Raw genomic sequence first — 15,190 nt, forward strand, 5'->3', positions numbered from 1 at the left:
TCAGGCTCCTTTGGTCTGCGCCGCCCGAATCAGGGCGACGGCGATGTATTCGTTGATGCGCAGCCGCGCGACGTCGATGCGCGGGAGGATGTCGTCGATCGCGCTGACCGCAACCGTCAGCGAGGCAATCTCGTGGTCACGCAACGCAAGCCCGGCCTCGACCTTGGCGCCGATCTGGTTCATCGTCCGCGCCGCGCCGTTGATCAGCAGGTACTGCTGACGGAACGCCGGATCGTTCTGGACGGTCAGGCCGACCATGTTCAGGATGTTGGCCAGGGAGTCGAACGCCTCCGCGTTGGGCGACAGGCGCAGCGCCGCGAACGCGCCGTGCATGTGCGTGGCGATGCGATCGCGCAGCGCGCTGGTCATCGGCAGCCGCGGGATGCTGGGATGAAAGCGCTTGTGGCGGCGGGGCTTGCGGGCGTGGGTCATGGTCAGGCCGCCTGTTCCGCCTGTTGGGCCTTGGCGCGTGCGGTGGCCAGCGCGGCCTCGGCGCGTGCCACTTCCTCGCGCGCGCTCTTGGCCTGGTTCTCGCGGGCCGTCACTTTGTAGGCCTCCATCTTCTCGCGCACCTTCGGCGTGAGCAGGTGGCTGTAGCCGAAGTGTTCCAGCCACAGACCCATGCGCGGGTAGTAATGGTCGTTGTGCTCGATCTTCTGGTTGTAGGCCACATGTGCAGCAGCGGCGTCCATGGCTTCTTGCTGCGTCCGCCCGAAGAACACGCGGCGAGAATGATCACTGCTGCCGTCGAAGTACCGTGCAACGCGCACACTGAACGTGCGCTCGGCCTTGGGCTCCCAGTACAGCGACACGAGGCGGATATCGTTGTCCCGGTCTTTGGTCTTGAACACGTCAGGAATGGAACCGGTCTCCACGCTGTGGATGTCGAACTGGTTGCCATAGTCGGCGCCCAGGATCACTGCGAACTTGGCGTCGCCCGACAGCCACAGCGCCAGCGGCGCGAGATCGGGATTCTTCGCGGCCTCGCGCTCCAGAATTACCTTCGTGCGCTCGGCCTCCGCGACCTTCGTCAGCACGACTTCCAGCTGCTGGCGCGCGTCGCTGATGTCCTGGCGCAGCTCGGCGAGGTCTTCGGCCAGCTTGGCGCGCGGAGGCGTGGCGAACGCTTCGGGCCAGATCTCGGGTTCACCGTAGTGCGGCTCTTCGTCGTCATGCTCGTAGCACGGCAGCACCACGTGGCCGAAGTGCGGCGCCGGGCCCACGTAGGAGGCGACAGCGCCGTCGGCGTTGTACACGTCAGCGCCAGGCTGAAAGGTCGATTTCGTCATGTTCTTCTCGGTATCAGGTGGCCAGGCACCGGCGGCGGTGGGGGTGCTTGAGGTAGCCCGCCGCCGGGCCGGCCAAAGGGTTACTGGTCCAGGCTCAGGGATGCCTGCGGTTCCTCGGGAGGCGTCACCGAAAACACGACGTCCTGCCCGTTTTGCATGAAGATCCGGCCTGCTGCCTGTTCGCTCGGCACCATGTCGATGTCGATGGAGCATTCGACGGTGCCGCCGTCCTGCGGATCAAACTGGAAGTTGTCGACGTTCACGTCGTCGAGGACGGTGTTGCTGGGGCCGCCCAGGCCGTAATGCAGGGTGAACTTCGCGCCGACGATCTTCTCGTCGATGACCACCTTGTTCTTCATCTTGGGATGGCGCAGGCGCGGCAGGTAGTTGGGGTCCTGCATGCGCTCGTCGGCCTCGTCGGCCATGTCGTTCTCGCCAGGGTGCGGACGGCGATAGAGCGACGATTTCAGCGTGGAATCCACTTCCGACAGGATGTCGTTGGGCGCGCGGAAGGTGAGCCGCAACGTCATCGCGGGCACATTGGAAGGCCCGTGTTTTTCAAGCCGGTTGGTGACTTGCAAGCGGGCGGTTTGCTCGGTAATCGAGAACATGGGGCAGGGCTCCAGGGTGATTGGTCAGGGCAGCGCCAGGCGGAAGCTGACGTTCGCGGCTTGGCTGTGCAGGCGCTCGATGCGGCCTTGAATGCGGCCCAGATCGGCGCCGAAGGGGGTGTCGCGGGGTGCATTGCTGGCGCAGGTGCCGCCTGCGATGTCCGCTTCCGGCCGCAGGACGGGCGCCAGGCGCTCGAAGACGCCGCCGGCCACCACTTCCAGGTTGTCCAGAACGCGGTTCAGCTCGTGGAGCGCGTCGACGATTTCGCCGCTGGGGACCGGCGTGGGCTGGTTCTGGGCAGCGCCAACGGACAGGGAAGAACTGACGTGGGATGGATGCATGGATTTCTCCAGGGGTTGGGTGCTACGTTGGGAAAGGGTCAGGCGGCCGAGCCGAGCGCGGCGCGGCGGGCGTCGTAGGCCTTCTTCAGCGCGTCGTAGTGCTCGTCCGGCGCGTCGCGGAAGCTGTCGGCGACCAGGTCGAGCGCGTCGACGGTGTTGGCGTCGGTGATCTGCTGCAGGATGGGCGCGGGATCGAAGGCAAGCGCGGCGGCGGCCAGCGTGTCGTCGGCGTCATCGCCGGGCGCGGGCGTGATGTAGTCGCCCTCCAGGACGTTGTCCAGGGCCTGCGATTCGCCGCGGGCGTTCAGCTCGTCCAGCGCGGCGGCGTTGGCTAGCTCGATGCTGACCGGCAGGTACTTGAACAGGCGGCGAAGGACGGTCTTGCGGCCCATCTCGGCATAGTGCGCGCCCCAGGGCGTGTTTTCCGTCTTGCCGTACCGCTTGGCCTGCTTCCAGCCCTGCGATGCGTCGCGGATGTCCAGCACCTGCTGGTTGCTCATGACTTCGAACGCATGGCCGCCGCCGACCAGCTTGGCCACGGCGTAGAAGGCGATCACCTCCCCGCGGTCGCCCATCGCCGGGCGATGCTCCAGTTTTTCGTCCAGGCCATAGGAGTATTCGAAATGGTCGTTGGCGCAGACTTCGTGGGCGGCGATGCTCACGATCTGGCCGGAGCGGCGGGCCAGGTCGATAAGGCCCTTGTAGCCCAGCACTATCTGCACTTCGGTGGTGTTCTTCTGGCGGTTTTCGAACGGGATCAGGTAGGCATGGCCCAGCGGGGTGTTCGGTTCCAGGCCGAGCTGCGACACCTGCACGACGGCGCCCATCAGGGATTCAACGGTGCACCCCATGAGCTTGGGCGTGGTGCGCATGGCACCCAGCGCGATCTTCAGCATGCGGTCCGGGCTGACGTGGCGCGGCAGCACGGCGGCGAGCGTGGCCTTCTGCGATTCCATGAACGCCTTGACCTGGCCGATGCCGGCCTGCGAGGCGACCATCTTGGAAGTTTTCTTGAGGTCCGCGAGGGAAGTGGTTTGGGACATGATCGGTCCTGTCATTCGTTGGTGAGCGCCCAAGCGGGCATGGAAACCTGGTGGATGGCGGCGCCGTGTCCGGGCCAGTCGTTGGCCTTCAGGCACGCCGCGTAGGTGGTCAGATCGCGGCGCATGTCGATCGCGCCCTGGCGCTTGCCCGGCTCGTCCAGCATCACGGCGCTGGCGGCGAACGGCCATTCCGTCTCGACGGCCACGAATACGAAGCCCAGCACGTCGACGCCGGCGGCGCGGGCGTAGCCCTCGCTGTAGAAGGCGTCCTGCACGTGGTAGCGCTTGCGCGCGATCTGGCGGGCGAACTCGGCCGGGCTGGCGTCGCTGAAGGTCTTGACGTCCAGCAGCACCACGCCGGACTCGCCGGCCGGGTGCACCCAGTCGGGCCGGCAGCGGCACAGAACGCCCGTGTCCGGGTCGATCCAGTACGCCGAAACCTCGGGCCGGCCGGCGGCCAGGGCCTCGGCAACGTCCGGCAGGCGGCGCACGCTCTCGGCCTGGCGCAGCGCCGTCTCGCGCTGGTCGGGCTTGATGGCGATCACGCCGGCCGGCAGGCTGGCTTCCCATTCCTTCCAGGCCTTGGTGGCGCGCGAAACGTCCGGGCCCACCGAATAGCGCTTGTCGAACTCGGCCGGTTCCAGGATGGCGCAGTGCGCAAGCTGGCCCTCGAGCTGGCCGGCGCGCTCCTTCTCGGCCGGCCGGGCCGGGTCCAGGTGCAGGGCGTAGAACAGCGCCGGCGAGCGCGCCACGTGGTCCAGGCCGGTTTTGCTGATGCCCGGGCCGCGGTGGTACGCCTCGATGTCCTGGCCTTCGATCGTGCACGGCGCGTCGATGAGCGCGACGGGTTCGGTGATGGCGTTCATTGCTGCTCACCCAGCAGATAGGCGTCGCTGGTCAGGAAGGCCGTTTCGTTGAAGCACGCTTCTTTCAGGAGGTCGTACTCTTCAAAGACATCGGTACCCATCATCCAAATGATGGGACCGCTGAACGCAAAAAGCGTGGCGATCAGCCGGGTTTCCACCGAGTCTGCCTGGCGGCGCACCGTTTCGCGGTAGAAGGTCTGCCTCATCCAAGTCGAGGTGCGCACTTCGTTGGCGAACTTCCGAACGGCCAGCATCTCTTCGGCGACCGCGATCAATGCGTGCTGGTAGATGTTCAGTTCGCTGCAGGGCATGCGGCGAATGGCTTTCAGGTTGTGCATGTTCATTCCTTGGCGGCGACGGCGGTCTTGCCGCAGCCTTCGCAGGCGGTGAGGGTGGGCGCCGGCTCGTCCAACAGGCCGGCGAGGGAGAAAGCGACGGTCATCAGCAGGGCCATGACGATGCCTTCCCAGTGGGCGCGCAGCAGGCGGCGGATCATTGCCGGGCCTCCAGGGCGCACCAGCATGCGTTGCGCGCGGCCAGGGCCCGGGAGCGATCGAACATGCCGAAGTGGCAGATGGACGCCGGGATATCCAGCGCGCGGGCCAGCCACGCATAGCCGGCGTTGCGGTCCCGGTTGTGCCGCACCAGCACCATGCGCTGGAACACCGTCTTGGCCTCCTTGCGCGCCTGGATCGTCTGGCGGTCGGCCATGATGCCCAGCGGCAGATCGGTGTCCGGGTGCAGGCCGACGTAGGCCTGGCACTGCGCGCACCGGTAGACATAGGGCCAATCGCCAAAGGACTGGCCGTTGTAGATGTCGCGGTTGTTGGTCAGCTTCACCGGGCCGCCGCAGCAATGGCACGACGTGGGCGGCTCGATGCGGTCGCGTACTCGCGCCAGCGCGCGGCGCGAGACATGGGGCAGCGGCGCCGGCGCCTTGAGCATGGTCTTGCTCTGGCTGCGCGGGTCCACGCCCAGGACGTTGATGGTCGTCATGCGTTTCTCCGGTGGCGCGCCATCAAGGCGTCGCCGATCAGGGCAATTGCGTAAAGGGCGGCCAAGCCCCACATGGCGTAGGCCATCATTTGCGGGACCTCCAGGCTTCAACGATCGCGTAGTAGAGGCACAGCGCGCCGATGATGAGAAAGCCGATCACAGGTAGGCCTCCAGCTCGTCCGCGTTCATCTTGGCAAGCTGGCGGTTGGCCAGGCCCTCGATGCAGTTGCCCAGGTGGCCGGCCAGGAACTCGCCCACGCTCGGCACGGCCGAGCCGATCAGCAGCACCAGCAGCACCGCCGCCGAGTTGTCGGCCAGCTCGTTGATGAGGTGTTCGGCCCAGTCCGCCGCCGTCAGCCCGTAGGCCGTCGGCGCTTCGTTCGACAGGCACGCCACCACCGCGGCCACGGCCTGCGCCTTCGTCACGGTCGGCGCGTCTTCGTCCGGCTCGTGCGGCAGGGAGTAGGGCGGCGCGACCCGCAGCAGGTCGTCCATCAGTTCTGCGTGATAGGCACCCATGGCTCAGTTCCTCGAAGCCAGTTCGGCCTCGCGCGCCAGGCCCTGGTAATGCTTCAGGGCGGCGGCGTCCTTGCGGTAGCGGTCAAACTCCGGCCGAAACGCTTCCTTGAGCCGCGCCTGGTTCATCGGGTCGGCCGTCAGCCACAACTGCGCCAACTGCTTCACGAACGAGCCGCCGTACTGGCGCATGACGTGCACGGCTTCGGCATCGGTCGCCTTCGGCTTGGTTTGCTGTTCCATGGTGGTCTCCTTGCCCCGGCACCCGGGGCGGGTGGGGAAGGTCAGGCGGTGGCGCCGGCGATGAACGCGGCCTGCGCGGCTTCCAGCGAAGCCAGGTCGCGCAGAATCATGTCGCGGTGTTCCTGGTCTTCTGCGAAAGCCAGGGCATCGCGCCATTGCGGCCGCTTCGTGCGCAGGATGCGCAGCACGGCGGCGCGGTATTCGTCGGTTTCCATGTCGGACGGGTCGCGGGCTTCGTCCAGCCATTCGGGCCACATTTCAGTACACGTTTCGACGATGCGGCCTTGTGCATCACGCGCCCACACCATCCAATCGTCAAAGGCGATGACGCGGGGCTGCTGGTCCGGGGTGAGGATCAGATCGCTTGCCATGCTGTTTCTCCCAGTTCTCCCCGGGGTGGGGAGGTGTTGGGAGAAATATAGCAACGCTACAGTTTCGGTGCAATAGCTATGCTACAGTTTTTTGTAACAGGCAAGAAAAAAGCCCGCGACGGGCGGGCTTAGCAAGTTGGGTTCGGGCCGGGTTATCTGCTGACGGTGATATCACACCGGGTATAGAAGAGTCCCGCGTGTGGCTGCTCCCCGGGAAGGCCTTCCAGATGGCGAGAGGTCAACAGGGTCTTGGATTGCGGGAACAGGGTGTAAAGCCATGTTCCCTGCTCATACGGAGCGACAAACGAAATCGGCCCGTTTACCGACCGCTTCACTGCTGGGAGCGATGATGATTCTGCACGGCCGCCGGCGCTCGCCGAGCTTTGAACCACTACCTGACCGAACCCGGGTGAGGCGCTGTCCCAGGTGAAAGTCCAAGTGGCTTGTTTAAACCCGTCTTCCGTGATCGTTGGCTTGTCCCCTTTGGACGGTGACGCCATGACAACTCCCTGCGGGTCCTTGCATATGGCGATTATCTTTTCAGCGTTTGCACTGAAGGGGCTGACCAGAGCAAGAGAGGCAGCCAAAAGTAAGACAAGTTTCATTTTCCACCTTTGTCCTAGACCGAAGTCACTGTTCGCTAACGTTTCTGGGTAGTCTAGCGCCAGTCCAGACGATTCGGCCAAGAATGCGTACCGGCACGTCGTCTTCCAACGAGATATCTGGATGCTTCGGATTTATTGACCTGGCGACCCATCGGCGAGTGAGGCGGTCCTTTGCCAAGGTTTTCACCAGCATCTTGCCGTCATAGTTGATAGCGTAGACGGAGCCGGGAGCGATATCTTGCAGCGTGAGACCTTCGTCGAGGGCAAGCAAAAGGGCCGCCCCATCACGGATCAGCGGCTCCATACTGTCGCCTTGGGCATACACCACACGCGCATGGGCGCTGTCAGCGCCAACTGACCGGAGAAAGGACCTACGGAATTGCACGAATCCGGTTATCTCCTCCGTGTGATTTTCTATGCCGTCACCAGCTGCCAGTCGGACCTCCCCGAGTTCAGGCACCCTCTCGATCTTTTCATTGGCTGCAGGCGGATCGCCCGCACGGACGTTCGTCACGACTTCCGAGGCATTTGCCAACGGCTTGGAGGTTGCGCGCTCGAGTTGATGGGTCGTAGTGGCGCCCTCCTTCCAAGGAGGAAGCACGCCGCCAATGCTCATGGGGAACTCGTCGGCCGCTGTGTCTATGTCAACCAAAGAGCCGGCCGCGGCCCGCGAGGGTAGAGATCTCTTTGGTGCAACCTCTATACCTATGTTGAGCTGCGCCATGGCAAGGGCAAGCGCGCCGTCTAGGGCGTTTAGTTTGCTAGGTGGTAGAGCGCGTACAGCGGCTTCGGAGATTGATGAGAACGGCCAGGATATCGCCGGGCCCGGCGCAGCAACAGGTACTTCAGATGAGAGCGCCGCAGCCTTTTGAGCCTCGATGGCCAGCCTTGGGCTGATTTCTTCGAGGGAGCATTGAAATCCTGAAGCGTAAGCCATAGCCGCTTCAACACTGATCGGACGCCGGCCGGTGATGTGCTGATAAATCATCGCCTGGCCACCTTTGACCTGGTGGTCGCGCGCGAATGCAGCGCGGTTTACGCCCTCAAAGCGTTTGCGCAGTGCGGCGGCTTCTTCTTCGATCGTCCAGATTTTCATGTAGCAATGCTATTCAAATTAATCTGTAGCATGGCTTGCGTTTTAACTGTAGCAAAGCTATAGTTTTTGCCATGGACCTGAACAGCTACCTGAACCGGGATGATGCGAGCAGCGCGGCAGCGCTCGCCCGCCATGTGGGCGTTTCCCCAGCGCTCGTATACCAGTGGCGCACTGGGCGCCGGCCTGTTCCCGTGGAGCATTGCGCCGCGATTGAACAGGTAACCGGCGGCGACGTCTCCCGCAGAGATCTCCGGCCCGATGATTGGCAACGCATCTGGCCCGAGCTGGCGACGTCCGCCGCGGCCCAGCAGGAGGCGGCGTAGATGAAGACCACCGAGCAGCGCCTCGAAGAATTGGAGACGGTGGTGGCCGCTCTGTTGGCCCTGTCGACTGTGGCCTTCGCCGCCGCCGTTGGTGATGGTGCACCTGCACTGATCCGCACCATCGCCGCAGATGCGCCGGACCTCAAGGCCGACGTGCGCGCGGTCCTGCGGCGCATTGCGGACGCAGCCGAAGGGAAGGCGACATGACGCCATCAATGCACCGTCGCGCCGACGCGGTCGTCGGTGGCCCAGGCCATGCGGTCGCGCTCGGCGCGCAGCTCTTCAAAGATGGCCATCACCGCGGCCTCGGACGGGTCCACGAAGGTCCTGCGGGCGATGTCTTGGGCGTTCTGCAGCAGCTTTTCGGTGTCGGTCATTTCGTTCGCGTCGGGTTGTCGATGCGAAAAATTTTTGCCCGGCTCCACGCTGTAACTCACGTTGTAACCCGATGATTTTTTCCTAAGGAAGAGCAGTGCACACCCATCCCGCAGTTGTCTATGGCGCCAGTACGTTCCCGGCGCCCGCCGGAAAGCGATTCCTGCCGCCGTCTGCTGTGGCGGCTTGCAAGACCTTCCGCGAGGCCGTGCGCCTTGCCTGGGAACACCGGGGCCGCCCGAACATGACGCAGCGCAGCCTGGCCGAGGAATGCGGCCTGTACGCGCCGCACGTGAGCAGCTACCTGCACCCCGAACCGCTCGACAACAAGAAGCGGCCGCGGCTCGACCTGCCGGCGGACTGCATCGACGCGTTCGAGGAGGCCGTGGGCAATCACGCCATCCGCCAATACCTCAACCATCTGGGCCGGCTGACCATCATGGAAGAAGTCATCGCCCAGAGGACAGCATGAGCTATGAGGAAGCCCTGGCCATCACCAAGCGCGCGTTCGAAGAGGCCTTGCGTCAGCACGGCTGGGACCGCGCCAAGGCCTACGAGGAAATGATGCTGCGCGAAGACCTGAACCCCCAGTTGCGCGAGGCCTTCCTGGTCATCGGCCGCCACACCGCATTTTCGACGAGGCACTGATGCGCGCGCGCCTGCTAAATCCGAAGTCTTTCTTGCTGGTCGGGCCGAGCCAGCTGTCGGCGCTGCTGGATCTGCTGCCGCGCCTGCCGCTCGATGCAGAGCGTCCCTACGAGGTACTGATCCGCGAGCGCCAGAAGCCGCGCTCGCGCGCCCAGAACGCGTTTTCCCACGCCTGGTACGGCGAGATCGCCCAGGCGCTGCCCGAAGATGATGCGCTGGGCTGGAAGTGCTACTGCAAGCTGCATCACGGGGTTCCGATCCTGCGCGCCGAGGATGAAGAGTTCCGCGCAGCCTACGACGGCTCCATCAAGCCGCTGCCCTACGAGAAGAAGCTGATCGCCATGCGGGTGTTCCCGGTCACGTCGCGGATGAACACGCGCCAGCTGACCAAGTACGCCGATGCGGTGCGCGACGACTTCGCCGCCCGCGGCGTGATCCTGGAAGTGAGGGGCGACTGATGCTCAAGCGCTCCGCACCGCTGACCCGCAAGACCCCGCTCAAGGCCACCACCGGCCTGCAGCGCACCCCATTCAAGCGCCGCGCGCCGAAGAAGCGCCCCGGCCACGAACCGAAGTACCTGGCCGCCTGCCGCGGCGAGCGCTGCTACCTGCAATTCGCCGGGTGCTGCAGCTACGAAGGCGACCCCACGGTCGTGCCTGCCCATCAGAACGAAGGGAAGGGCATGGGCCTGAAGGTTCACGACCGTTTCACCGTTCCCGCCTGCCACTTCTGCCATGCGCTCTACGACCAGAGCGGGATCGATCGAGAAATCAAGCGCGCCACCTTCGACTGGGCATACACCCGGTGGGAGCCCGTGCGCGCCAGCAAGCTTCGGGAGGCAGCATGAAGCGGCCGTCATTCCAGTTCTACCCCGGCGACTGGACCGGGAACAGCAACCTGCGCCGCTGCACACACGCGGAAAAGGGCGCCTGGCTGGACATCATGTGTCTCATGCACGACCAGGAAGAGTATGGCGTCCTGCGTTGGCCCATGAAGGAGATCGCGCAGGCGGCCGGCTGCCCGGTGGCGCTGGTGAAGGGGCTGGTGGCCAAGGGCGTGCTGAAGGGCGACGACAAAGTGCTCGACGAGCCCTTCGTCTACACGCCGCGCAGCGGCCGCAAGGATGGCGAACCCGTCACCCTTGTCACCCCCCAAGATGGCCCGATCTGGTATTCCAGCCGCATGGTGAAAGACGAGTATGTCCGCACCATTCGCGGCGAAGGTTCGCGCTTTGGTGATGGCAATGATGCAGCATCTAAGGCAGCACCAAAGCAACCATCTAAGTCTTCACCAAAGCCCCCCTTAGGTGACGGCTCTTCTTCTTCATCTTCTTCTTCTCCTTCGGGTAGTTCAGTAGGACCTAACGGTCCTCCTGACGCTGGCGCGTCGAAGCCCGAGGCTTTGCCAGAAGGGCTCACACCCAGCGAAGCCCTGTTTCAGGTCGCCGTGCCGTGGTTCGTCGCCCGCGGTGTGCGCGACAGCAGCGCCCGGTCCCTGCTCGGCGGCGCGCGCAAGCAACTGGGCGATCAGGGCGCGTGGGAACTGGCGTCCGAATGCATGCGCGTCGAGGCGCTGGAGCCCGCCGCTTGGCTGTCCAAGGCGCTGAACGAGCGCATCGCGCGCCAGCCCAGCCGGCGGCCCGGCTCCGGCCTGCCGCCGGTGAACGCCGCCGCTGAAAACGCCGAGGCCAAGCGTCTGCTGTTCGGCGCCGGCGCGCGTGCGCAACACCAGCAGGAGGTCATCGATGTCTGAGGACGATTTCGACCAATTCGCGCAGATCCTGGATGACGTGGCCGCGCTGCGCCAACTGCCGACGCTGACCGCGCGCGGCAAGGCGCTGTTCTTCCAGGCGGTGAGTCGCTACCCGATGCACCTGGTCGAGAAGGCCATTCAAGCGCACCTGATCGACCCGGATGCCGGCAAGTTCAAGACCATGATCCAGCCCGCGCACATCGTGGCGCAGATCGAGGGCGCGGCGGCGCAGGACGGCCGGCCGGAGGCGGATGAGGCGTGGTCGATCGCCATGCAGGCCGACGACGAGGCCGTCACCGTGGTCTGGACGGAAGAAATCGCCGCGGCGCTGGCGGCGGCCCGGCCTGTGCTGGCGCGCGGCGACGAGGTTGGCGCCCGGATGGCGTTCAAGGCCGCCTACGGCCGGATGGTCAGCAAGGCCCGCGCCGAGTTCAGGCCGGTGCGCTGGGTGGCATCCCTGGGACATGACCTCGCGCAGCGCGAGGCCGTCTTGCAGCACGCCGTGGATCTGGGTCAACTGCCTGCGCCGCACGTGGCCGGCCTGCTGCCGCCGCCGGCGGCCGAGTTCGGCGCTCCCGACGACGAGGTCGCGGCCGAGAACATCCGCAAGCTGCACCAGATGCTGGCCAAGGCCATCACGCCGTCCGAGAAGCGCCGCCGCGAAGCCGAAGCGGCCAGCCAGGCCGAACGTGACCGCCTCGACGTCCTGAAGGCCGAGACGGCGGCCAAGGTCGCCCAGCACCAGCAAGGAGCCCGCGCATGAGCAGCTACGCCGAAGCCAGCGCCGCCGTGGGCGGCAACGAAAGCGGGGGCTATGGCATCTGCGCTGCCTTCGGCTGCTGCCTGCCGGGCACGATGACCGCCAGCACCCAGGGCGGCAAGGATTGGCACTGCCGCCTGCACTTCGGCGCGCCGCGGTCCGAGTTCGACGACATCAGCGCGCGCGCCCAGAACCGCAAGGCCCTGTTCACCGCCGCCTACTGGCTGGTCAATCGCCCCAAGGGCGACACCGTCAGCCGCAAGGTGCGCGATCGCATCAAAGCCCTGGGCCGCGCCGACCTGCTGGAGAAGGTGCCCAGCGTGCGCGGCGTCACCGCCTACCACCTGGGCGTCCACATGCTCCGCGTGCTGGGCGACGAGTGCCGCCAGCCCCAGGAACACATGGGCACCCCGAAACGCGCCGGCCAGGGCGCCACCTGGCTGGACCAGACCCAACCCGAGGAAACCGACGCATGAAAGAGCCCGTTCACGTCGCCGACGACATGGCGGCATTCCTTGACGACCTGCGCGTGTCGCAGCGTTACCCGCTGCAGCAGGCCACCTGGTCCGCGAACCTGGGCGAGATGTTCTCGCGCATCCGCCGCGCCTACCGGCAATTCCAGGTGCGAGTCGACGCCGGCCTGGAAAGCTGGGATGGCGAGAACCAGTATTCCGTCGGCGACTGGGTGCTGATCTTTTCGCCGATCGAGCAGGAGGCCTGGTATCACATCCGCCGCGCCGGCCTGCCCATGTGGCCGCAGTTGCCGGTGGCCGGCTTCTTCGTCGACTTCGGCAACCCCATCGCCAAGGTGGCCCTGGAATGCGACGGCGCGCAGTTTCACGACGCCCGCAAAGACGCCGCGCGGGACCGCAAGCTGGCCGCCCTCGGCTGGACGGTGTACCGGGTGCCTGGCTGGCAGTGCCTGCGTGACGTGGAACTGCCGCCCGGCTACGACGACATGCACCCGGACGACCGCCAGCAGGTTCTGCACGACGCCCGCGCCAAGACCATTCTGCCGGTGATCGATCAACTGGCCCGCCACTTCCCCGCCAAGGAAACCATCTGATGAACGCCTCACCCAACCTCACCGACCCCTACGACCCGATGGCCGGCACGCTGGCGGGCAGCTACGCGCGCGCGGGAGCACCCACATCCGAGCTGGCAAAAAGTAACATCGAGCCCGCCGACCCCTGGGCGCGGGATGGCGCCCAATCGGGGCCGAACGCCTCGCCACGCCGCGCCAATGCTGGATCTGAGGTGGCGCCCTTGCCGGGCGTGAACGTCAACATCCTGGCGCTGGACCTGGGGACGAAGCTGGGTTGGGCGCTGCAGATGCGCGACCGGCCGATCACCCACGGCACTGAGTCGTTCGCCCCGCGCAAGTCCTGGTCGCCTGGCCAGCGCTGGCAGCGCTTCCGCACCTTCCTGCACGAGGTGGTGGCGCACAACAACGTCCACGTCATCGCCTACGAGGACGTCAAGCGCCACGCCGGCACGGACGCCGCCCACGCCTACGGCGCCTTCCTGGCGCTCACCGAGCTGGTGGCTGACAGTCACCGAGTGCGTCTGGTGCCGGTGGGGGTGGGCACGATCAAAAAGCACTGGACGGGGAAGGGCAACGCCGACAAGGCCGCCATGGAGGCCCAGGCGCGCGCCCGCGGCTTCCGCCCCGAATCGGACAACGACGCCGACGCCCTGGCGATCCTGCATCTGGCCATTGCCAAGGAAAAGCGGGAGTGGGCCGCACCGCTGGCCAAGCCGAAGACGCGACGCACGCGAAAGGCTGGCGCCGTGGCGCAGGAGCGCAAAGCATGAACACGACCCACGAACAGACCGCGCGCAACGCGGAGATCGTCCAGCGCCGCCTGGCGGGTGAGGCCACCGGCGCGCTGGCGCTGGAATACCAGGTCACGGCCACGCGCATCGCGCAGCTGGTGCGCCGCCACCGGGAGAAGGCCGGCGAGATCCCGGCCAGGCCGCGCACCAAAGCGCCTGCCAAGCGGGCGAAGCCGGCCGGACGAATCCGGCCGCGCCTGCGCAAGGTCGAGCTGGGCCTGTGGCTGTGCGCCGGTGGCGGGGTAGAGCGCCGCGGCGAGACCCAGCAGGAGGCGTATGACCGCTGGCTGAAGGCGTCCTTAGCCAGCCACGTCGGCGCGCACGCCGCGCCGCATGAGCCGGAGCCGGAGCGTCCCTACGCGGGGCCCGTCACGGTCGTCCCTGGCGTTCGTCCTGGCCAGGCCTTGCGCCTGCCCCCGGCTCTGCTGCTGAACGGCGCCCGGGCCCGCGCGGCCCAGCCATACACGCCGTCGCTCTCGGGCGGCCGGCGGGGAGGGGATTGATGCGCAAGATCCTCGCGCTGCTACGGGCTATGCGGCCGTCGTCGTTTCAATTCATCCATTCCGCGCACCGGCCTGCCGACGCCGCCGGACAGTACCGAGCGGCACGGGAGTTCATGGAGATGCACGGCGTCGAGCAACGCATAGGAGACCATATGCAAAACCCATTCGAAGACCTGGACGCCGTCGAAGACCTGCTGGTCAACGTCTGGTATCCCTGGACCACTCGCGGCTGCCGGCCGCCCCGGCTGAAAGGCTCGGCCATGTTCCGCGACATCCCGCCGGCGCGCGGCGCCGTCTGGGACGACATGGACGAGCGGGAAGTCCGCCTGGCCAGGATCAAGGCCGAGCGCACGCAGTGGTGCATCGACCGCCTGACGACCATGCAGGCCGTGGCGGTGGACCTGCATTGCGCCAACCGCCTGGGCGGCGTCGTGTGGCGCTCCGGCCGGCTGTCGCCCGAACAGGCCATGGATCTGTACCAGGAAGCCAAGGCCGCGCTCATCCCCGACCTGATCGCCAAGGAGTTGATTCCAAACGACTATGCGACGGCCGGGGCTTGCCTTCCGGGCCGATCAGGATTAGGATGCGCGGCATAGACGTAACAACTGCGTCCGAAGCCCTGGCCCACAAGCCGGGGCTTTTTCGTTTCTGCCCTCGATCTCTGGTTGGTCCCAGAGCCGGGGGCTTTTTATTTCTACCCAGGGAAAAGTAGCCGGATATAGCCATGGCAGGTGGATCGAAACCAGGTGAACGCCGCGGGGGCCGCAAGAAGGGCGTCCCGAACAAGGCGACCGCCGAAATCAAGGCGCTGGCCCAGCAGCACGGGCCCGAAGCGATCGCGACGCTCGTCTCGATCATGAAGGGCACGAAGCAGCCGCCGGCCGCCCGCGTCGCCGCCGCCAAGGAGCTGTTGGACCGCGCCTACGGCAAGTCCGTGCAGCCCATCGAGGGCGGCGACCCGGATAAGCCCATCAACATGGCGTTGCAGATCGCCTTCCGCCGTCCCGGAGCCTGA

The 15,190-nt window shown here is 66.0% G+C and carries 28 protein-coding genes; 14 read left to right on the top strand and 14 right to left on the bottom strand.

From position 1 onward, the window contains the following. The 13 genes from ACVN9Z_RS18320 to ACVN9Z_RS18380 form a co-directional block, all read right to left on the bottom strand. Window positions 1–432, bottom strand: a complete 432-nt coding sequence (locus ACVN9Z_RS18320; RefSeq protein ID WP_458212468.1) for a hypothetical protein — start codon at window positions 430–432, stop codon at window positions 1–3. Window positions 433–434: 2 nt separating this feature from the next. Next, window positions 435–1,289 carry a hypothetical protein gene (locus tag ACVN9Z_RS18325; protein ID WP_458212469.1) on the bottom strand — a complete coding sequence of 285 codons (855 nt, stop codon included), beginning with the start codon at window positions 1,287–1,289 and terminating at the stop codon, window positions 435–437. Window positions 1,290–1,369: 80 nt separating this feature from the next. Next, window positions 1,370–1,900, bottom strand: coding sequence for a hypothetical protein (locus ACVN9Z_RS18330; RefSeq protein ID WP_458212470.1), 531 nt, complete (start codon window positions 1,898–1,900; stop codon window positions 1,370–1,372). A gap of 24 nt (window positions 1,901–1,924) precedes the next feature. Further along, on the bottom strand, window positions 1,925–2,242 hold the full coding sequence (locus ACVN9Z_RS18335; RefSeq protein WP_458212471.1) for a hypothetical protein: 318 nt from the start codon (window positions 2,240–2,242) through the stop codon (window positions 1,925–1,927). Window positions 2,243–2,280: 38 nt separating this feature from the next. Continuing rightward, window positions 2,281–3,285, bottom strand: a complete 1,005-nt coding sequence (gene recT, locus ACVN9Z_RS18340; RefSeq protein WP_458212472.1) for a recombination protein RecT — start codon at window positions 3,283–3,285, stop codon at window positions 2,281–2,283. Window positions 3,286–3,296: 11 nt separating this feature from the next. After that, window positions 3,297–4,151, bottom strand: coding sequence for a PD-(D/E)XK nuclease-like domain-containing protein (locus ACVN9Z_RS18345; RefSeq protein ID WP_458212473.1), 855 nt, complete (start codon window positions 4,149–4,151; stop codon window positions 3,297–3,299). Continuing rightward, on the bottom strand, window positions 4,148–4,489 hold the full coding sequence (locus ACVN9Z_RS18350) for a hypothetical protein (RefSeq protein WP_458212474.1): 342 nt from the start codon (window positions 4,487–4,489) through the stop codon (window positions 4,148–4,150). The genes ACVN9Z_RS18345 and ACVN9Z_RS18350 overlap by 4 nt, the downstream gene beginning before the upstream one ends. A 2-nt stretch (window positions 4,490–4,491) precedes the next feature. Further along, window positions 4,492–4,647, bottom strand: coding sequence for a hypothetical protein (locus ACVN9Z_RS18355; protein WP_458212475.1), 156 nt, complete (start codon window positions 4,645–4,647; stop codon window positions 4,492–4,494). Further along, on the bottom strand, window positions 4,644–5,147 hold the full coding sequence (locus tag ACVN9Z_RS18360) for a zinc-finger-containing protein (protein WP_458212476.1): 504 nt from the start codon (window positions 5,145–5,147) through the stop codon (window positions 4,644–4,646). The genes ACVN9Z_RS18355 and ACVN9Z_RS18360 overlap by 4 nt, the downstream gene beginning before the upstream one ends. A 156-nt stretch (window positions 5,148–5,303) precedes the next feature. Next, complete coding sequence (locus ACVN9Z_RS18365; RefSeq protein ID WP_458212477.1) at window positions 5,304–5,666, bottom strand: hypothetical protein; 363 nt, start codon at window positions 5,664–5,666, stop codon at window positions 5,304–5,306. Between the two features lie 3 nt (window positions 5,667–5,669). Beyond that, on the bottom strand, window positions 5,670–5,906 hold the full coding sequence (locus ACVN9Z_RS18370; protein ID WP_458212478.1) for a hypothetical protein: 237 nt from the start codon (window positions 5,904–5,906) through the stop codon (window positions 5,670–5,672). A gap of 41 nt (window positions 5,907–5,947) precedes the next feature. Continuing rightward, window positions 5,948–6,277 carry a hypothetical protein gene (locus tag ACVN9Z_RS18375; protein ID WP_458212479.1) on the bottom strand — a complete coding sequence of 110 codons (330 nt, stop codon included), beginning with the start codon at window positions 6,275–6,277 and terminating at the stop codon, window positions 5,948–5,950. A gap of 630 nt (window positions 6,278–6,907) precedes the next feature. After that, window positions 6,908–7,978 carry a S24 family peptidase gene (locus ACVN9Z_RS18380; protein ID WP_458212480.1) on the bottom strand — a complete coding sequence of 357 codons (1,071 nt, stop codon included), beginning with the start codon at window positions 7,976–7,978 and terminating at the stop codon, window positions 6,908–6,910. 71 nt (window positions 7,979–8,049) lie between these two features. Here ACVN9Z_RS18380 and ACVN9Z_RS18385 point away from each other — a divergent pair, with 71 nt between their 5' ends. Then, the gene (locus ACVN9Z_RS18385) at window positions 8,050–8,301 is read left to right on the top strand and encodes a YdaS family helix-turn-helix protein (protein ID WP_458212481.1); all 252 of its coding nucleotides are present in this window, start codon (window positions 8,050–8,052) and stop codon (window positions 8,299–8,301) included. Next, a complete protein-coding gene (locus ACVN9Z_RS18390; protein WP_458212482.1) occupies window positions 8,302–8,508 on the top strand; it encodes a hypothetical protein in 207 nt (68 codons plus the stop codon). A 5-nt stretch (window positions 8,509–8,513) separates the two neighbouring features. On the opposite strand, the gene ACVN9Z_RS18395 is transcribed toward ACVN9Z_RS18390, so the two are convergent. Further along, window positions 8,514–8,678 carry a hypothetical protein gene (locus ACVN9Z_RS18395; RefSeq protein WP_192579584.1) on the bottom strand — a complete coding sequence of 55 codons (165 nt, stop codon included), beginning with the start codon at window positions 8,676–8,678 and terminating at the stop codon, window positions 8,514–8,516. A 95-nt stretch (window positions 8,679–8,773) separates the two neighbouring features. Between ACVN9Z_RS18395 and ACVN9Z_RS18400 the strand changes: the two genes are divergently transcribed. The 12 genes from ACVN9Z_RS18400 (at window position 8,774) to ACVN9Z_RS18455 (ending at window position 15,190) form a co-directional block, all read left to right on the top strand. Further along, window positions 8,774–9,148, top strand: coding sequence for a helix-turn-helix domain-containing protein (locus ACVN9Z_RS18400; protein ID WP_458212483.1), 375 nt, complete (start codon window positions 8,774–8,776; stop codon window positions 9,146–9,148). Continuing rightward, window positions 9,145–9,324: a hypothetical protein gene (locus ACVN9Z_RS18405; RefSeq protein WP_169535634.1), complete on the top strand. Its 180-nt coding sequence runs from the start codon at window positions 9,145–9,147 to the stop codon at window positions 9,322–9,324. The genes ACVN9Z_RS18400 and ACVN9Z_RS18405 overlap by 4 nt, the downstream gene beginning before the upstream one ends. A 32-nt stretch (window positions 9,325–9,356) precedes the next feature. Further along, window positions 9,357–9,782 (top strand): hypothetical protein, encoded by a 426-nt coding sequence (locus ACVN9Z_RS18410; RefSeq protein WP_458212484.1) that lies wholly within the window; start codon window positions 9,357–9,359, stop codon window positions 9,780–9,782. Further along, a complete protein-coding gene (locus ACVN9Z_RS18415; RefSeq protein WP_458212485.1) occupies window positions 9,782–10,171 on the top strand; it encodes a hypothetical protein in 390 nt (129 codons plus the stop codon). Before ACVN9Z_RS18410 ends, ACVN9Z_RS18415 begins: the two co-directional genes overlap by 1 nt. Continuing rightward, the gene (locus ACVN9Z_RS18420; RefSeq protein WP_458212486.1) at window positions 10,168–11,076 is read left to right on the top strand and encodes a hypothetical protein; all 909 of its coding nucleotides are present in this window, start codon (window positions 10,168–10,170) and stop codon (window positions 11,074–11,076) included. Before ACVN9Z_RS18415 ends, ACVN9Z_RS18420 begins: the two co-directional genes overlap by 4 nt. Then, window positions 11,069–11,839 (top strand): hypothetical protein, encoded by a 771-nt coding sequence (locus tag ACVN9Z_RS18425; protein ID WP_458212487.1) that lies wholly within the window; start codon window positions 11,069–11,071, stop codon window positions 11,837–11,839. The genes ACVN9Z_RS18420 and ACVN9Z_RS18425 overlap by 8 nt, the downstream gene beginning before the upstream one ends. Continuing rightward, a complete protein-coding gene (locus ACVN9Z_RS18430) occupies window positions 11,836–12,312 on the top strand; it encodes a hypothetical protein (RefSeq protein ID WP_458212488.1) in 477 nt (158 codons plus the stop codon). Before ACVN9Z_RS18425 ends, ACVN9Z_RS18430 begins: the two co-directional genes overlap by 4 nt. After that, window positions 12,309–12,902: an endonuclease domain-containing protein gene (locus ACVN9Z_RS18435; protein ID WP_458212489.1), complete on the top strand. Its 594-nt coding sequence runs from the start codon at window positions 12,309–12,311 to the stop codon at window positions 12,900–12,902. The genes ACVN9Z_RS18430 and ACVN9Z_RS18435 overlap by 4 nt, the downstream gene beginning before the upstream one ends. Next, a complete protein-coding gene (locus ACVN9Z_RS18440; protein WP_458212490.1) occupies window positions 12,902–13,651 on the top strand; it encodes a hypothetical protein in 750 nt (249 codons plus the stop codon). Before ACVN9Z_RS18435 ends, ACVN9Z_RS18440 begins: the two co-directional genes overlap by 1 nt. Further along, window positions 13,648–14,175: a hypothetical protein gene (locus ACVN9Z_RS18445; RefSeq protein WP_458212491.1), complete on the top strand. Its 528-nt coding sequence runs from the start codon at window positions 13,648–13,650 to the stop codon at window positions 14,173–14,175. Before ACVN9Z_RS18440 ends, ACVN9Z_RS18445 begins: the two co-directional genes overlap by 4 nt. A gap of 152 nt (window positions 14,176–14,327) precedes the next feature. Further along, window positions 14,328–14,771 (top strand): hypothetical protein, encoded by a 444-nt coding sequence (locus ACVN9Z_RS18450; protein ID WP_458212492.1) that lies wholly within the window; start codon window positions 14,328–14,330, stop codon window positions 14,769–14,771. 128 nt (window positions 14,772–14,899) lie between these two features. Further along, window positions 14,900–15,190, top strand: coding sequence for a hypothetical protein (locus ACVN9Z_RS18455; protein ID WP_458212493.1), 291 nt, complete (start codon window positions 14,900–14,902; stop codon window positions 15,188–15,190).

Source organism: Achromobacter sp. KK8 (assembly GCF_054188005.1).

What these genes read in the sequence shown, in the direction of transcription:
- ACVN9Z_RS18320 (WP_458212468.1), bottom strand. Translation starts at nt 432, where the DNA reads ATGACCCACGCCCGCAAGCCCCGCCGCCACAAGCGCTTTCATCCCAGC.
- ACVN9Z_RS18325 (WP_458212469.1), bottom strand. Translation starts at nt 1,289, where the DNA reads ATGACGAAATCGACCTTTCAGCCTGGCGCTGACGTGTACAACGCCGAC.
- ACVN9Z_RS18330 (WP_458212470.1), bottom strand. Translation starts at nt 1,900, where the DNA reads ATGTTCTCGATTACCGAGCAAACCGCCCGCTTGCAAGTCACCAACCGG.
- ACVN9Z_RS18335 (WP_458212471.1), bottom strand. Translation starts at nt 2,242, where the DNA reads ATGCATCCATCCCACGTCAGTTCTTCCCTGTCCGTTGGCGCTGCCCAG.
- recT (WP_458212472.1), bottom strand. Translation starts at nt 3,285, where the DNA reads ATGTCCCAAACCACTTCCCTCGCGGACCTCAAGAAAACTTCCAAGATG.
- ACVN9Z_RS18345 (WP_458212473.1), bottom strand. Translation starts at nt 4,151, where the DNA reads ATGAACGCCATCACCGAACCCGTCGCGCTCATCGACGCGCCGTGCACG.
- ACVN9Z_RS18350 (WP_458212474.1), bottom strand. Translation starts at nt 4,489, where the DNA reads ATGCACAACCTGAAAGCCATTCGCCGCATGCCCTGCAGCGAACTGAAC.
- ACVN9Z_RS18355 (WP_458212475.1), bottom strand. Translation starts at nt 4,647, where the DNA reads ATGATCCGCCGCCTGCTGCGCGCCCACTGGGAAGGCATCGTCATGGCC.
- ACVN9Z_RS18360 (WP_458212476.1), bottom strand. Translation starts at nt 5,147, where the DNA reads ATGACGACCATCAACGTCCTGGGCGTGGACCCGCGCAGCCAGAGCAAG.
- ACVN9Z_RS18365 (WP_458212477.1), bottom strand. Translation starts at nt 5,666, where the DNA reads ATGGGTGCCTATCACGCAGAACTGATGGACGACCTGCTGCGGGTCGCG.
- ACVN9Z_RS18370 (WP_458212478.1), bottom strand. Translation starts at nt 5,906, where the DNA reads ATGGAACAGCAAACCAAGCCGAAGGCGACCGATGCCGAAGCCGTGCAC.
- ACVN9Z_RS18375 (WP_458212479.1), bottom strand. Translation starts at nt 6,277, where the DNA reads ATGGCAAGCGATCTGATCCTCACCCCGGACCAGCAGCCCCGCGTCATC.
- ACVN9Z_RS18380 (WP_458212480.1), bottom strand. Translation starts at nt 7,978, where the DNA reads ATGAAAATCTGGACGATCGAAGAAGAAGCCGCCGCACTGCGCAAACGC.
- ACVN9Z_RS18385 (WP_458212481.1), top strand. Translation starts at nt 8,050, where the DNA reads ATGGACCTGAACAGCTACCTGAACCGGGATGATGCGAGCAGCGCGGCA.
- ACVN9Z_RS18390 (WP_458212482.1), top strand. Translation starts at nt 8,302, where the DNA reads ATGAAGACCACCGAGCAGCGCCTCGAAGAATTGGAGACGGTGGTGGCC.
- ACVN9Z_RS18395 (WP_192579584.1), bottom strand. Translation starts at nt 8,678, where the DNA reads ATGACCGACACCGAAAAGCTGCTGCAGAACGCCCAAGACATCGCCCGC.
- ACVN9Z_RS18405 (WP_169535634.1), top strand. Translation starts at nt 9,145, where the DNA reads ATGAGCTATGAGGAAGCCCTGGCCATCACCAAGCGCGCGTTCGAAGAG.
- ACVN9Z_RS18415 (WP_458212485.1), top strand. Translation starts at nt 9,782, where the DNA reads ATGCTCAAGCGCTCCGCACCGCTGACCCGCAAGACCCCGCTCAAGGCC.
- ACVN9Z_RS18420 (WP_458212486.1), top strand. Translation starts at nt 10,168, where the DNA reads ATGAAGCGGCCGTCATTCCAGTTCTACCCCGGCGACTGGACCGGGAAC.
- ACVN9Z_RS18425 (WP_458212487.1), top strand. Translation starts at nt 11,069, where the DNA reads ATGTCTGAGGACGATTTCGACCAATTCGCGCAGATCCTGGATGACGTG.
- ACVN9Z_RS18430 (WP_458212488.1), top strand. Translation starts at nt 11,836, where the DNA reads ATGAGCAGCTACGCCGAAGCCAGCGCCGCCGTGGGCGGCAACGAAAGC.
- ACVN9Z_RS18435 (WP_458212489.1), top strand. Translation starts at nt 12,309, where the DNA reads ATGAAAGAGCCCGTTCACGTCGCCGACGACATGGCGGCATTCCTTGAC.
- ACVN9Z_RS18440 (WP_458212490.1), top strand. Translation starts at nt 12,902, where the DNA reads ATGAACGCCTCACCCAACCTCACCGACCCCTACGACCCGATGGCCGGC.
- ACVN9Z_RS18445 (WP_458212491.1), top strand. Translation starts at nt 13,648, where the DNA reads ATGAACACGACCCACGAACAGACCGCGCGCAACGCGGAGATCGTCCAG.
- ACVN9Z_RS18450 (WP_458212492.1), top strand. Translation starts at nt 14,328, where the DNA reads ATGCAAAACCCATTCGAAGACCTGGACGCCGTCGAAGACCTGCTGGTC.
- ACVN9Z_RS18455 (WP_458212493.1), top strand. Translation starts at nt 14,900, where the DNA reads ATGGCAGGTGGATCGAAACCAGGTGAACGCCGCGGGGGCCGCAAGAAG.